General features: G+C 45.0%; 12 protein-coding genes. 8 read left to right on the forward strand and 4 right to left on the reverse strand.

The window, feature by feature from the left end; translation table 11 throughout:
- Window positions 1–375: 375 nt before the first annotated feature.
- Both BLR43_RS05465 and BLR43_RS05470 read left to right on the forward strand, forming a co-directional pair.
- Window positions 376–1,365, forward strand: a complete 990-nt coding sequence (locus BLR43_RS05465) for a malate dehydrogenase (protein WP_178379285.1) — start codon at window positions 376–378, stop codon at window positions 1,363–1,365.
- A 298-nt stretch (window positions 1,366–1,663) separates the two neighbouring features.
- On the forward strand, window positions 1,664–1,903 hold the full coding sequence (locus tag BLR43_RS05470) for a DUF2789 domain-containing protein (protein WP_093069393.1): 240 nt from the start codon (window positions 1,664–1,666) through the stop codon (window positions 1,901–1,903).
- Window positions 1,904–2,089: 186 nt separating this feature from the next.
- Here the strand turns inward: BLR43_RS05470 and ribF are convergent, their stop codons facing one another.
- Entirely contained in the window at window positions 2,090–3,157 is a 1,068-nt protein-coding gene (ribF, locus tag BLR43_RS05480) for a riboflavin biosynthesis protein RibF (protein WP_093069396.1), read from the reverse strand.
- A gap of 245 nt (window positions 3,158–3,402) precedes the next feature.
- On the opposite strand from ribF, the gene BLR43_RS05485 reads away from it, so the two are divergent.
- Window positions 3,403–4,014, forward strand: a complete 612-nt coding sequence (locus BLR43_RS05485) for a GNAT family N-acetyltransferase (protein ID WP_071003037.1) — start codon at window positions 3,403–3,405, stop codon at window positions 4,012–4,014.
- A gap of 11 nt (window positions 4,015–4,025) precedes the next feature.
- Here the strand turns inward: BLR43_RS05485 and BLR43_RS05490 are convergent, their stop codons facing one another.
- The 3 genes from BLR43_RS05490 to ampD all read right to left on the reverse strand — a co-directional run bounded on the left by BLR43_RS05490 (window position 4,026) and on the right by ampD (window position 7,068).
- A complete protein-coding gene (locus tag BLR43_RS05490; protein WP_071003038.1) occupies window positions 4,026–4,640 on the reverse strand; it encodes a hypothetical protein in 615 nt (204 codons plus the stop codon).
- A 129-nt stretch (window positions 4,641–4,769) separates the two neighbouring features.
- Window positions 4,770–6,320 carry a murein biosynthesis integral membrane protein MurJ gene (gene murJ / locus BLR43_RS05495; RefSeq protein ID WP_093069399.1) on the reverse strand — a complete coding sequence of 517 codons (1,551 nt, stop codon included), beginning with the start codon at window positions 6,318–6,320 and terminating at the stop codon, window positions 4,770–4,772.
- A 124-nt stretch (window positions 6,321–6,444) separates the two neighbouring features.
- Window positions 6,445–7,068 carry a 1,6-anhydro-N-acetylmuramyl-L-alanine amidase AmpD gene (gene ampD / locus BLR43_RS05500; protein WP_093069401.1) on the reverse strand — a complete coding sequence of 208 codons (624 nt, stop codon included), beginning with the start codon at window positions 7,066–7,068 and terminating at the stop codon, window positions 6,445–6,447.
- 157 nt (window positions 7,069–7,225) lie between these two features.
- Here ampD and BLR43_RS05505 point away from each other — a divergent pair, with 157 nt between their 5' ends.
- From BLR43_RS05505 to gshB, 5 genes are all read left to right on the forward strand, one after another.
- On the forward strand, window positions 7,226–9,382 hold the full coding sequence (locus BLR43_RS05505; protein WP_093069404.1) for an Lnb N-terminal periplasmic domain-containing protein: 2,157 nt from the start codon (window positions 7,226–7,228) through the stop codon (window positions 9,380–9,382).
- Between the two features lie 60 nt (window positions 9,383–9,442).
- The gene (locus BLR43_RS05510) at window positions 9,443–10,282 is read left to right on the forward strand and encodes an SDR family oxidoreductase (RefSeq protein ID WP_093069406.1); all 840 of its coding nucleotides are present in this window, start codon (window positions 9,443–9,445) and stop codon (window positions 10,280–10,282) included.
- Between the two features lie 73 nt (window positions 10,283–10,355).
- On the forward strand, window positions 10,356–11,354 hold the full coding sequence (locus BLR43_RS05515; protein WP_071003041.1) for a hypothetical protein: 999 nt from the start codon (window positions 10,356–10,358) through the stop codon (window positions 11,352–11,354).
- Window positions 11,355–11,416: 62 nt separating this feature from the next.
- Window positions 11,417–12,133 (forward strand): orotate phosphoribosyltransferase, encoded by a 717-nt coding sequence (gene pyrE / locus BLR43_RS05520; protein ID WP_071003042.1) that lies wholly within the window; start codon window positions 11,417–11,419, stop codon window positions 12,131–12,133.
- A gap of 64 nt (window positions 12,134–12,197) precedes the next feature.
- Window positions 12,198–13,169 carry a glutathione synthase gene (gshB, locus tag BLR43_RS05525; protein WP_093069408.1) on the forward strand — a complete coding sequence of 324 codons (972 nt, stop codon included), beginning with the start codon at window positions 12,198–12,200 and terminating at the stop codon, window positions 13,167–13,169.
- Window positions 13,170–13,339: the final 170 nt, after the last annotated feature.

Consider the following 13,339-nt stretch of genomic DNA (forward strand, 5'->3'; position numbering starts at 1 on the left):
CGTTCTTTTTCTACATCCTTTTCGGTACTGTTTTTAATAAAATCTGAGTAAACTTGCCCGTATTACATTGTCATTTTTATGCTCTTATTTACTCGTCTCATAGCGATAAAACATACTATGGGCCGTATCTAAAAATTATACAGCCCTTTATTTATAGGCTCTGAGCTTATAGATATTCTTTTCGTATAAAATGTAACAATATAATCAGTGAGAATCCGCGGCAAGCCTCTGATTGTCTCTAGACGATTTGCCAAACGAAGTGCTACACTAGCTCTCGGTTTAGCGCTGCCTTTGTGCAGCAAACAAGTCGATATCTAAAAAGATAATCATCTATTACAATCATGAATGATCTAATCATCAATTAGGGAGTATTCAATGTCAATGAAACAGCCTTTACGTGTTGCCGTCACTGGTGCCGCTGGTAATATCAGCTACGCGATGCTATTTCGTATTGCATCTGGCGAGATGCTAGGTAAAGATCAGCCAGTTATTTTGCAATTGCTTGAAATCACACCAGCGCTTGATGCCCTAAAGGGTGTGGTCATGGAACTAGAAGACTGCGCATTCCCATTGCTTGCTGGTATTGTCCAAACTGATGATGCAAATGTGGCATTCAAAGATGCTGACTACGCGTTACTCGTCGGTGCCCGTCCACGTGGTCCAGGTATGGAGCGTAAGGACTTACTAGAAGCCAACGCTGCGATTTTCTCAGCACAAGGCAAAGCATTAAACGAAGTCGCTAGCCGTGATGTAAAAGTATTGGTCGTCGGTAACCCTGCCAACACCAACGCGCTAATCGCTCAGCGTAACGCACCAGACCTAGATCCACGTAACTTTACTGCCATGACTCGCCTAGATCATAACCGTGCGATGGCACAGCTAGCCGAAAAAACTGACAGCACTGTTAATGACATCAAAAACATGACCATCTGGGGCAACCACTCATCGACCCAGTATCCAGACCTAACGGCTGCGACTGTCAATGGCAAACCAGCGCTAGAGTTGGTTGATCGTGATTGGTACGAAAACACGTATATCCCAGAAGTACAGCAGCGCGGCGCGGCCATCATTAAAGCTCGCGGCGCCTCATCTGCAGCTTCTGCTGCCAACGCTGCTATCGCCCATATGCGCACGTGGGCACTCGGTACTGACGAGAACGACTGGGTCTCTATGGGTGTTTATTCAAATGGGGAATATGGTATCGCTGAAGGCCTTATCTACTCATTCCCATGCACATGCAAAAACGGCGACTGGTCTATCGTAGACGGCGTTGATGTGTCATCAGAATTCTCAAAAGAGAAAATGGCCGCCACTGAGCAAGAGCTGAGCGAAGAGCGTGATGCAGTAGCACACCTACTACCATAAGCTAATAAGCTAAGCAGTTATATAGCTGTCTTAACTTAAGTAATGAGTGAAAAAAAGCCCTCTTAATCTTAATATAGGAGGGCTTTTTTATGTCTATAAGTTTCTTTATCCAAAAGATATGATGAAATAAAAAGTAATCTATCGCATCTCTTGAAATGGCAATATCTGTTTGCTGCCTATACAATTGATAACGTTAGATAAACGTTGATTAACAGCTATTAGCACAAAGCTTGCTACAATAAATGGGTTAATTTGAATAATAAGCACAATTACCACTACACCATTTAAGGAGAAAAGTATGTTGGGTGAGCCAGAATATAATATGAATGAGCTATTTGCTCAGTTAGGTCTAGATAGCTCTGATGAAGCAATTGATAAGTTTATCGCAGACAACCAGTTATCAAGTGAAGAGAAATTGATAGAAGCTAATTTCTGGACCGATAGCCAGCGTATGTTCTTGCAAGAAGAATGGCAAAACGATGCAGCATGGGTAGAGACGATTGATGAGTTAAATGTACGAATGCATCCTGATGCCTAAAAGCTGATATAAAAAACCTAATATATTGAACTGACCCCCATAAGTTGGACACAACTTATGGGGTATTTTTATGCGTTACGATCTAGACTTTAAGATCAAAGTCATCACATACTATCGTCAAGGACATACCGGAATCGCAACAGCAAAAAAGTTTGGACTTGATAAAATGTAAGATACGTCTGACTGCTAAACTTGATTATCACGCCATTCTAGTAGGTCAGTGACATCTTGATGAATACCCGCTTTCAAGGCGTCCAAACCATCGTAGCGACGCTCACCATGCAAAAAGTGCAAGAAGCGCACTTCTAGATTCAACCCGTACAAATCTGCTTTTAGTTTGGGAAAGTGTACTTCCAATCGCCAGTCATCACCTTTATCAACAGAGGGTCTTTTGCCAATGTTAGCGGTACCGAACAAACTATGTGGACGCAAACCTGCGACGCCTATATTATTATCAGTAGCCAGCTTTATTAAACCATCAGGTATGACCTCTCCATTCTCATCTAAGCTGACGACATCAACGGCAAAAATACCGTGCAAAGCGGGTTTTATTCGCTGCAAATCAATATTGGCAGTAGGAAAGTCCATAGTGCGACCAATTTGATCGCCACGGACGACCGACCCCGTAATGGCGTAGTCGCGGTCCAGCAGTATATTGGCAGCATGAATATCACCTGCCAATAGCAAGTCACGGATGCGAGTAGAGCTAATACGTGCAGCCTCATTATTGACATCATTCAAGTGGTCGTTGTCAATATTGCTATCAGTGATGGTATGTAGGTTAGTCACATCCAAACCATAATCGCGCAAAAACTGACTATCGCCAGTACGATCATGACCGAAGCGGAAGTCGTCACCTAGTACCAGCGCTTTTACATTTAAGCGCTTGGCTAATATATCGGCAAAGGCTTGTGCTGATAATGAGCGAAAGTCCTCATCAAAACCTGCCACCACTAAGGTTTTAACCCCATGTTGTGCTAGGAGTGCCTGCTTTTCTGCTAGATTGGTCAAACGCGCAGGGGCTTTAGCTGGCTCAAAAAACTCACGTGGTTGTGGCTCAAATATCATGACCGCAGCGTCCAAGTTTTGGGTATGCGCAATATCACGAACTTGTGCCAGCATTGCCTGATGACCAAGGTGTACGCCATCAAAATTGCCAATAGTGAGCACACAAGGCGCTAACTCTACTGGGTCATTAGTAGTAGACGCGGCATTTGATGATGCAATCAGTTGCTCAAGAAAATAGGTTTTCATAAGTTTTCAGCTATGATGAGACCAGATAAAAAACGAAAAAACACATCTATGGTCAAAATTGATGTGTCGAAAATTAGCCATTATAAAGTAAAATAGCCACACTAACATCCTATAGTCTACGGATAATGCAAGTATGAATGACGCTCTATGAATTTCATGGTTTGTACATACGTCTATTATCAGTATGACGATTTTTTACTATCATCATGAATACCAATAATAATGCCAATTAATATGGAGACTCTATGTCCGATGTTGCCTTAGATGTCATAGCAACTGCCCCGTTGACACATCAGCTGACCCAGCAGTTTATGGTACAACGTGCCAGTAAAGAAGACTTGGCAGAAGTCTTGGCGATTTATAACCAAAGTATTCCTGGCAAACAAGCAACGGCAAATTTGGCATTAGTAACGCTCGAAGAACGTACAGCTTGGTTCGATGAGCATTTAGACAGTCCAACGAGACCTATTTATGTAGTCAAAGCATTACTAGAAGGTGATGCCGATAGACAGAGTACAAAACTACCAATTGTTGCATGGGGCAGTTTCAGTGATTTATATGCGCGTACCGCTTATCATATCAGCACTGAAATCAGCATCTATCTGAACCAAGATTATCAGAGTAAAGGGTTGGGCAGTCTGTTGACACGCTGGATGTTGACGCAAGCGCCCAGTTTAGGAATCAGAAATATCGTTGCCCTTATCTTTGCCCACAATCAGCCAAGTTTGGGACTGTTCCGTAAACTTGGCTTTGAGCAGTGGGGGTATATGCCAGAAGTTTGTGATATGGACGGGTTTATCGCTGATGTTGTGATGCTTGGTAAAGCCGTGGCATCGGACAACATTGCAGATGATTAGAGCAAAATGCCTTAACCCAAAATTTTCCATTGACCATCTATTTTCTGTAGTTGATAGGTCAATGGTGCAGGGTCGCTTTGTCCTTTGAGCATCAACTCGCCAGTGATGGTGGCACGCGTTTTGTCATCATTGTACGTTGTATCAGTAATCGTCACGCCATCGACCGTTTGTTGAAACGCCGATTGAGTGTTGGCAAGCTCTTGCTCAAAATTTGCCATATCTACTTGATAGTAGCCTGCCGCATCCTTCACATCACCATAATACAAGGTATTTAGTGCTTTTTTGACCGTATCCTCTGGCGTACCCGCTTCGGTCGGATTGGTCACTAGGCTTTTTTGGTTAATCGGAGCAGTGACTGGATTGATATTGTCATTATCAACGGTCGTTGTATTCTCAGTATCATCTGTGACCTGAGTCGTTTCACTTGTGCTATCTGCTGTCTCTTTTTGCTCAGCTGTGTCTGTATCTGAAGTATCAACGACAGCTGCAACTTCTTCATTGTTGGTAGCAGTTTCAGTGACTGCAGACTCATTGTTGCTGCAACCGCTCAGCAGTAGTCCAGTACCGAGTACACCTGTTGCAAGGAGAAGCGGTAAGCGCTGGAAGAGTGGCTGTTTCGTTGTCATATCGAACCTCAAATGTCAGTTATTCATTAATAGGTCATTATGACAACGATTGGTGGCAAGCATTGTCAATTCTGATGATAGGCTTGTTTTGGTTTCGTAAGCCAAGCTCATGCCTATATCTACGTTGGCTTAACCGTGTTTGAGCTGGCGAGGACGGACACCTGTCGCTAGCAATACCACGCCATAAACGAGCGCTCCGGCGACACACATAATCATGAGTGCGATGATGCGTTGCCACTGGGCTTCATCAGTAGGAAAGTAGGGTAACATGAGATAAAGTACGCCGATCATGGAGCCAGTTGAAATGGCAAACTGTGTGAATAGTTTGTTCCAATGGGGGCCAAAACGGAAAATATCGCGCTTGTGTAAGAAGTAATAGAGCAAGCCTGCGTTTACGAACGCTGCGCCCGTCGTTGCCAAGGCTAGGCCACCATGTAATGGCATTTCTAAGAAATAAAATATCCCGATAAAAATGACACTAAATACCATGTTGGCAATAACAGAAATGATGCCGATTTTGACAGGTGTTCTGGTGTCTTGACGCGCAAAAAATGCAGGGGCAAAGATCTTGATCAGCATGAATCCTAAGATACCACCTGCCATACTACGCAATGCCAGTGCACTCATCTGGGCATCACGAAGGGTGAACTCACCACGTAAGAACAGGGCTTGCATCAGCACATCTGCGAGTACAAAGAGCGCAGCCGAGGCAGGCACACCGACCAAAATGATAAGGCGCGCGGCCCAGTCGATGGTCTTTTTGAAACTAACATCGTCTTTTTGCGCTTCACTTTTTGACAGACTTGGTAATATGACCGTACCAATCGCCACACCAATTAGCCCTAGTGGTAGCTCGCTCATACGCTCAGCCGCGTAGAGCCAAGACACCGAACCACCAATCATCAATGAGGCAAAAACGGTGTTCAGCAATAAGTTAATCTGAGTGACAGACACACCAAAGATAGCCGGCAGCATTAATTTTAGAATGCGGCGAACGCCCTCGTGCTGAAAGTCAATCTTGGGCGCGACCAGTAGTTTTTGTTGCCATAGCTGAGGCAGTTGTATTAAGAATTGCAATAGTCCTGCGATCGCCACGGCATAGCCAAGCGCCATAATAGGCGTATCAAACATCGGCGCCAAAATCAGCGCACCACCAATCATACATAAATTCAATAGGACTGGGGCAAAGGCGGGCGCAGCAAAACGGCCATAACTTTGCAAAATACCACTGGCAAAAGCCGTCATAGAAATAAACAGCAAATAAGGGAAGGTAAGGCGGAGTAATTCAGCGGTAATGGCAAATTTGTCAGGTTGATCGGCAAACCCGGGGGCAAACAACGTCACTACCCAAGGCGCGATTAAGATAACAACAACTGTCAGCATCGACAATACCAGCAAGAGTGCGCCCGAGGTGCGACTGACTAAAATCTGTACTTGCTGTAAGCTGTACTTTTCCTTGTACTCGGACAGCACAGGAACGAATGCTTGGCTAAACGCCCCTTCAGCAAACAGTCGTCGCAAAAAGTTTGGGATTTTGAAGGCGACCAAAAAGGCGTCCATCAAACCGCCAGCCCCAAAAACCCCTAGCAATACGACATCGCGTACCAAACCTAAAATACGCGATAACATGGTCATACTGCTGACCACCATGGTTGAACGAAATAACCGACTTTTTGCCATGAGAACCTATCTTGCTAAGTTGTGTACAGGGTTGTGTAAGAGCTAGTGTGCTGATTTGCTGTTGCAAAAAAACTGACGAATTATAGCACTTTCATCACGGAGATAAATGGATTGGATGTGGAAATCATTTTTGCAGTGATAAAGAGTTATTTCGTAATAACCCTGCAACTAGCTCCCGCAACCTTGCCCATTCAAAATAATCACCAGGATCCGTCTTACGCCCTGGCGCAATATCACTGTGCCCTGTCAAATGTCGCTGCGTTTTCGGGTACGCTTCATAAATAGCCGCGATTACCGCTGCGAGCTTCTCATATTGAGCGGAAGTGAAGGACACAAAATCTGACCCTTCAAGCTCAATGCCAATGCTATAATCATTACATTCAGGTCGGCCTAAGTAGCTAGAGCGTCCAGCGTGCCAAGCGCGTTCGTTAAAATTGACAAACTGAGTGATAGCCCCGTCACGCTCAATAAACAGGTGCGCTGACACTTCTGCACCTTTGATTGTCTGAAAATAAGGGTGCGCATCCCAATCTAATTGATTAGTGAATAATGCTTTTACATAATGCGTGCCGCTAGAGTCGCACGCACCAAACTCATTGGGTGGTAGGCTAATATTATGAATAATGATGGCATCAATACTTAGACCTTCTGGCCTGATATTATAGTTTGGTGAGGCCAGCCAAGTAGCGGCTGACAGCAAACCATCTGTGATTGTCATTGGCAATGTAGATAATGATGAATCGGGCATAAAGCTCTCTTTTTATAACAGTATTGGTGATGTTGTGATAGAAAGTTTATCAAAGTAGTTAGATGGTCGCAGCTTGCTTATATCATTTGAGTCTCTAGCAGAATAAACCTTCACAGCGCGAATAGCGTATAAATAATAACGTGTGAGAGCCCGCCTCATGTCTATAAAACCGATGTCTTCGTCTGGAACTTATACTCTAATAACCATTGGTCAGCGAGCGCGACTGCCATTGGCGATAGCGGCGCTATTGTTTTCTGCAAACACGCAGGCATTTTTACCGACGCCTTTATTGGTCACCGAAGGAGCGCTCTCATCTGAATTATCAGATAGTACGTCACCTAGTGACGCTGAAGATGCTGTTCGCATTGAGACATCTACTCTCAGTAATACTGGAAACAATACTCAAAATAATACTGCGTCTGGGTCAGATATGGCGACAGAACAGTTACTGGCAACATGGCGTCGACAGGCAAAAACTGACAATCTAGCACAGCATACAATATGGCGACGCTTATTGTATTTTTACGATGATCAAAGCAGCATTTTATCTAAAAAGAAAACGGAGAGTTTGGTCGATGATCCACGCTTTTTTTTGAGTGATAACGGTCAGCAGGATTCAGCCGCAGAATTAGACGCGACACTAGTCGCACTGGCAAAAGAATTCACATCGCAGACAACTGGTAACAACCAAGCAAACATTCATATAAAAACTCAAGCCAATAATAATTCCGTTCTGTGCCGTTTCCCAGCACGAGTGGCATGGCTAAAAGAAAAGTTAGCTATCGATGATGCGAGTCTGACAAATGAGTGTCCAGAGCTGGATGACTGGATGGCGACATTGGCGCCTGAGCAGTTATCTATTGTGTTTGCTGAGGAGTATTTGGACAACCCACTCTCTGCCTTTGGTCATACGTTATTGCGCATTGATTCAAAATCGAGCGTAGCAGATCCCAATCAAATCAGTCAGGCGTATGCGCTCAATTATACGGTGGACGGTGATCCAAACGATAGCTTTCCAATCTATGCGACCAAATCCATGATTGGCAGTTATGACAGTGCTATCGAGATTGATCCTTATCCCCAAAAGCTCGCAAAATATCTACAAGACGATGAGCGTGATACGTGGACGTATCAGTTGAATCTGACATCTAGTGAAGTACAGCAGGTTATGCGCCATGTTTGGGAGACCAAAGCGCTAAAAATGCCGTATTACTTCACCACGGATAATTGTGCTTCTGAGATTCTGCGCCTGATTGACGTTATTCGTCCTCAGCAGAATTTATTGAAGCAACTGGCTTATGTGGTCGTGCCCTCTGATGTCATTCAGTTATTAAACAGTCAAAATCTTTTGGCAAATGCCACTTATACCCCAGCCGACAATACGTTGCGTCAAGCTCAGCTTAATGACGCTAAACAACAACGCGCGCAGTTGGGTTATCATAACAGCGCCAAACAAACCTTAAATGAGATAAAATCGGCACAGATCAATCCCGTATCAAGCCTATCAGATGATGGACAATGGTTACGCAAACGTCAAATCGAGGTATCGGATAATAACCCAATAGATAGGCATCCACTACAGTTGGGAGTGATAGCTATCGGTCAGCGCGGTGACAATGATTATATCGATATTGGGTTTAGAGCAGGGTTTCATGATACGCTTGACCACGCGTCAGGGTATTCACAGTTTTTTAATTTAGAAGGGGTAGCTGCGACCTTACGTCTATATGACACAGATGATGATAAGCCCAATCAACCAGACAGCGTGGTCTTGCAAAATGCGACTTTGATTCGTGGACGCTCTTTTAATCCTATCAATGCTGGCAACAAAGGCAAAACGTGGGGCGCAAGCATTGAGGCGACGCGAGTGAATGATGGCTCACAAGAGGGCGGGCGAGATCATCTGGTGGGTAGTGTGGGTTATGAGACGGGCTGGTCGTGGGCATTTGGTACGCCAAGCAGTGGTACGGGTCAGATGTCGCCGCAACTATGCTATACGTTTTTGGCCGGGACCGCGCAAGCAGGGCGCGCTATCAATAAAGGCTTTCGGGTAGGGGCAGGCGTTAATGCCGGCTGTCGTTATCAGATTAACAATCAGTTACGCGCGCAAGCTGAATTGCAATTGCCATATTGGTATCATGGCAGCAGCGATGAGTCCAACGTTCGTGGTCATTATTGGCAACCGATCTCAAGCCTCGGTTTACAATACGATATTGATAAAAAACAAGCACTACGGATCAATGCCAGCTACGACTGGCAAGAGCGCGTCGATGCGAATGAGGATATACAGCTGTCATACAGACGGTATTTTTAAGTAGAGTTATCTTTTAGCGCTGTAATCGTTGTATAAGTGGTATAAAAGGAAAGATGCTTTATGAATACACCAAATATACTCATTATCGGGCAAGGTGATATCGGCTTGCCTGTTACCAATAAGCTGGCACAAGACGGCTTTTCGGTGACAGGGCTGGCTCGTAGTGAGCGTCATCATTATGCTTTAGTGGATAGCGCCCATTTTTTGCAGGCTGATGCGCTGACTCTGACGAGCGAGCAGCTGCAATCATTTACCTATATTGCGATTATCGTCACCCCTGATGAGTATTCGACCAGCGGTTATCATGACAGTTACTTAGCGATCAGCCAGCATTTGGCAACGCTTTCTGCTAATCTGGCGAACCTGCAGCGCGTCGTGTTTATTTCTTCTACTGGTGTTTACGGTCAAGACAATGGCGAATGGATCGATGAGCATACTGAACCTATGACGCCTGAGCGTGACGCATCAAAGGTTATATTACAAGCCGAACAAGCACTGCAGCAAAGCTTTGGTGATAAAGCCATCATCATTCGACCTAGCGGCATTTATGGACGTGAGCGCCTTATGCGCGTGCGTAAAGCGCGCGAGCCACAAAAAGAGCCAGTAGCCGCCGAGCATTGGAGCAATCGTATTATGGATCGCGACTTGGTCACTATCATTGCCAATGTGTTGACGACAGCCGCACCAAAGCCACTCTATCTTGCGACAGACTACAGACCTGTGACCACTTTTGAGCTTGGTGTTTGGTTGAGTGAACAAATCGGCGAAGCCGCGCCTACTATCGATGAAAAAAAGACATCAGTGACAGGAAAGCGTTTACATAGCAACATTCCTTTAGCTTGGCTTGAGTACGCTGATTGGCAGACAGGCTATCGTGATATTTTAGACCATCAAGCGTAGTTTTTAGCGTTAAGATCATTGTTCGGTTTGAACGTTTTTGTTCGTTTTATATGTGATAGTTTATGGAGATTTCATGACTCAGCCGTTTACTTCTGATGACCATTTGTCTCATGCCAGTCTGGCAGCAGAAGGTAGCAAGCTCACAAAAGGCGATGCTGGGCAGTCTTTTATGCTAGCTGATTCACAGCAACCTGCGATCGTACATCCGAACTTTGATCCCAAACGATCCCCCCTTGATCCCGCCAGACCATTGAGTGATATTCCTGAGCCTGCTCGTCTCCTAGATGGTCAGCTGCGCCGGCTTTATGGTAATTCGACGCGGTTCTATCAGCCTAATGCAGATAGCTTATCAAAATGGTCGCTGATTGCGTCAGAAGCCTTGGCGGAGCATCTATCGTTACTCAAGGCGGCACAGCTTGTCGAATTGCCTGATAGCTTTTATCAAAATCACAGTGATCAGCCCTTATTATCGCCATTATCAAAGATGACATTATTAGATATGTCAGATATCCAGCAGGCGATTCGTACCTATCCAAAACTCAATCGTTATGGGTTTGGCTCTGCTGATAGCGACGAGATGGCTGAGCCAAATAACAATGACAAAGTTAACGAGTCTTTAGCCTCTCTGCGCGCATTGATCAAACGCTATAATCCTGATGAACTGCTGAGTAGCCTGTATGCCGATGATTGGCAAGTGATTTTGCAACCGCAGCAATTTGAGACAGGCGAGGGCAGTTTGGCGACAGATATTATGGCCTGTAGCGCTGCTGTCCATGCGCTAAAGCAATGTAGTACTCGTAAAAGTATCAATCATAGCTATAGTGCCGCGCAAATTTGCCAGCACGTACGTAGTTATTTGCTCAGTCAGATTGTCTGTGAGCCTACGCAGCGCCACGCATATCGTCAGATCCGGATATTTGCTGGTCACATCATTGTTGCTGCGTATCATTTAGGCTGGGAGATACAAGTGCGGGCAGATGGACAGAGTTATTTTAATATCTCGTCGCGTAGTGGTTTGTTGACTCGCTATGCCAATATGCAGGATTACGAGATCAACGGTTGGTCAAGCTGATCAATAATGCGTACAATAATGCAAATTTTTTCGCCCCTCTTTTTGCCCATAGGAATGTCATCATGTCTCACGTATCGCGCCTGCAAGACCCAACGTTTTCATCTCATCAATTTATTCAACTGGCTTTAGATAACCAAGTACTTAAATTCGGCGAGTTTGTCCTCAAGTCTGGTCGTATCAGTCCATATTTTTTTAATGCAGGTCTGCTTGCAACGGGTGAGATGTTATCACTGCTAGCACGTGGTTATGCAGATGCCTTAGCTGAACAGATAATTGCGGCAAATAATGACGGTAATGAGCAAGAGCTAGTCATCTTTGGTGCGGCTTATAAAGGTATTCCTTTTGTCGCAGCGACCGCCCAAGCGTTATGGCTACATCATGGCATCAATGCAAAATGGGGTTACAATCGTAAAGAAGCCAAAACCCACGGTGAAGGGGGCAATTTGGTCGGTGCTGACGTAAGTGGAAAGGCTGTTTGGGTGCTTGACGATGTCATCACAGCAGGCACAGCGATGCGTGAAGTGGTCGAGATTTTAGAGCAAGCAGGAGCAAGCGTTGCGGGTATTATCGTCGCGCTTGATCGCAAAGAAAAAGGCCAAGCTGAGCACTCTGCTATTCAAGAGCTTGCTGCCACATTAGCAGTGCCAGTACGGGCATTGGTTGATATTGACGATTTAATCAGTTATCTGGCAGATGACCATGGTGCACAAAACGGCCAACATAAAGACGCGACCCAGTTAGCCAAAATGCAACATTACCGTGAGCAGTACGGTGTATAGTTAGGCACTGAGCCTGTTTTATACTAATAATATAACGTAAGTGAGCCCTACCATGAGTCAAACAATGAGCCAACAAAACCAAGAAAAATCGCTAAAAATACTCGTCATTATGGATCCTATCGAGCGGGTCAATTATAAAAAAGACACCAGTCTCGCTATGATGTGGGCCGCTCAAGACCGTGGTCATCAGCTTGGTTACTGTCAGATTCATGACTTGTGGTTGGATCGTGGACAATTAATGGTCGATACTCAGCCGCTTACGGTGAAGCGTGATCCTGCAGATTTTTATACACTGGGTGATAAAACGACAGGCTCAGTTGCTGACTATGACGTGATTTTGATGCGCAAAGACCCACCGTTTGATATGCGCTTTATTTATGCCACTTATATGCTTGATCATGCCAAAGCAGCAGGCGTGCTCGTGGTCAACGATCCGCAAGCCATCCGTGATTGTAATGAGAAATTATTTGCGACGTGGTTTAGTGAGTATATGAGCCCAACGATTGTGACCAGCAAACAGGCTCACATTCGCAAGTTTATCGCTGAGCATCAAGATGTCATCGTTAAGCCGCTAGATGGTATGGGCGGTACGGGTATCTTCCGTCTGACTGCTGATAGTCCAAATATTGGCGTGACGATTGAGGTGCTGACTGAGCTTGAGACTTTACCAATCATGGCGCAGCGTTATTTGCCAGAGATTAAAGCAGGTGATAAACGCGTACTTATTGTAGATGGCGTTGTGGTCGACTATAGCTTGGCGCGTATCCCAAGCAAAGGCGAGACCCGTGGCAATCTTGCCGCAGGTGGTAGCGGTGTGGCGATGCCATTAACCGATATTGAGCGTCAAGTGGCAGAAGTTGTGGCGCCGATTGTCAAAGAAAAAGGTCTGATGTTCGTGGGTTTGGACTTGATCGGTGGACGTATTACTGAGATTAATGTCACCAGCCCAACGTGCGTACGTGAGATTGATGATCAGTGCGGTACCGATATCGCGACCGACTTTATCATGGCAATCGAAAATAAATTTACGGTATAGTTTTAGACAGTCTAAGACAGATGTCCATTAAAGAAAGTACGTCTTAATACCTCGTTTATCATTGCCTTGTATGGTCGTGTGTCAGTAGTACATGACGCCAAGTCATGCCAGCTCATGGCTTGGTTTTTTTGTTATTTCTACTGCATAAAGTACTGTATATAAGACAATGA

The organism is Psychrobacter pacificensis, assembly GCF_900101915.1.
GTDB classification, from domain to species: domain Bacteria; phylum Pseudomonadota; class Gammaproteobacteria; order Pseudomonadales; family Moraxellaceae; genus Psychrobacter; species Psychrobacter pacificensis.

What these genes read in the sequence shown, in the direction of transcription:
- BLR43_RS05465 (WP_178379285.1), top strand. Translation starts at nt 376, where the DNA reads ATGTCAATGAAACAGCCTTTACGTGTTGCCGTCACTGGTGCCGCTGGT.
- BLR43_RS05470 (WP_093069393.1), top strand. Translation starts at nt 1,664, where the DNA reads ATGTTGGGTGAGCCAGAATATAATATGAATGAGCTATTTGCTCAGTTA.
- ribF (WP_093069396.1), bottom strand. Translation starts at nt 3,157, where the DNA reads ATGAAAACCTATTTTCTTGAGCAACTGATTGCATCATCAAATGCCGCG.
- BLR43_RS05485 (WP_071003037.1), top strand. Translation starts at nt 3,403, where the DNA reads ATGTCCGATGTTGCCTTAGATGTCATAGCAACTGCCCCGTTGACACAT.
- BLR43_RS05490 (WP_071003038.1), bottom strand. Translation starts at nt 4,640, where the DNA reads ATGACAACGAAACAGCCACTCTTCCAGCGCTTACCGCTTCTCCTTGCA.
- murJ (WP_093069399.1), bottom strand. Translation starts at nt 6,320, where the DNA reads ATGGCAAAAAGTCGGTTATTTCGTTCAACCATGGTGGTCAGCAGTATG.
- ampD (WP_093069401.1), bottom strand. Translation starts at nt 7,068, where the DNA reads ATGCCCGATTCATCATTATCTACATTGCCAATGACAATCACAGATGGT.
- BLR43_RS05505 (WP_093069404.1), top strand. Translation starts at nt 7,226, where the DNA reads ATGTCTATAAAACCGATGTCTTCGTCTGGAACTTATACTCTAATAACC.
- BLR43_RS05510 (WP_093069406.1), top strand. Translation starts at nt 9,443, where the DNA reads ATGAATACACCAAATATACTCATTATCGGGCAAGGTGATATCGGCTTG.
- BLR43_RS05515 (WP_071003041.1), top strand. Translation starts at nt 10,356, where the DNA reads ATGACTCAGCCGTTTACTTCTGATGACCATTTGTCTCATGCCAGTCTG.
- pyrE (WP_071003042.1), top strand. Translation starts at nt 11,417, where the DNA reads ATGTCTCACGTATCGCGCCTGCAAGACCCAACGTTTTCATCTCATCAA.
- gshB (WP_093069408.1), top strand. Translation starts at nt 12,198, where the DNA reads ATGAGCCAACAAAACCAAGAAAAATCGCTAAAAATACTCGTCATTATG.